The sequence below is a fragment of the Paenibacillus sp. FSL H7-0331 genome (assembly GCF_001956045.1).
In genome coordinates this window covers 1-883 of sequence record NZ_MRTH01000153.1, presented here as the reverse complement: position 1 = coordinate 883, position 883 = coordinate 1, and the positions used below count along the sequence as shown (strand labels likewise).

The 883-nt window shown below is 48.8% G+C and carries 1 protein-coding gene; it reads left to right on the top strand.

Features of this window, described 5'->3' with window-relative positions; all coding sequences use genetic code 11:
- The first annotated feature begins 72 nt into the window (after positions 1 to 72).
- A complete protein-coding gene (locus BK127_RS42225; protein ID WP_076238588.1) occupies positions 73 to 825 on the top strand; it encodes an ABC transporter permease in 753 nt (250 codons plus the stop codon).
- The last annotated feature ends 58 nt before the right edge of the window (positions 826 to 883 follow it).

The window sequence follows — 883 nt, the reverse complement described above, 5'->3', positions numbered from 1 at the left end:
CACTCGGATCGAGGAGCGGAAGAAAAGCTTGGAGGATATTTTCCTGGAGCTGACGGGAAAGGAGCGGAGCTTGTGATCCAAACATTAGGACTGGAATACTTCAAAATCCGTCGCAAAAAAATAGGGATCATGATGATATTATTTCTTGTCGTAGAGATGCTGTGGGCATTCATGTCCATCAGCCTGTCCATTACCCGTAATCCGGATCACGCTGTCTGGGAATCTGTCATTTTCAGTATATCCTCCATGAACGGACTTTTTACGCCGATTATATCGGCCATCGTTGTTTCGCGGATTTGTGATATGGAGCATAAGGGTGCCACCTGGAAAATGCTTGTTTCTACCAATGTGAGTCGCGGCCATCTCTACGCAGCGAAGTATATTTGCGCCAATAGTCTGCTCCTGTATGGCATCCTTGCACAGACCGTATTTATGATCGTGTTCGGACTGATAAAGGATTTTCCCGGCGCCTTTCCTATGGAATTGCTAATCATGTTCATTGGCGGTACCCTGCTGACGACTCTCGCTGTTACGGCGCTTCAGCAATGGGTTTCTCTGGCCATCAAGAACCAGGCCTTTGCGCTGTGCTTGGGCATGCTGGGTGGCTTTATCGGAATGACCGCCGGATTGTTCCCTGCTGCTGCCAGACATATCTTTATCTGGTCTTATTATATGGACCTCAGCCCGGTTACTTATCTATACGCCAATTCTTCGGGCACTTATATGGTACAGCCTGTAGGCTCCGGTATCGTAATGACCGCGCTGATGATGACGGTCCTGTTCTATATCGCCGGAAGTAGCCATGCAACCCGGCAGGAAATCTGAGGAGGGAAGCTGATGAAACGAAGTATCTCTGCTGAATGGCTCAAATTGCGGCATTCCC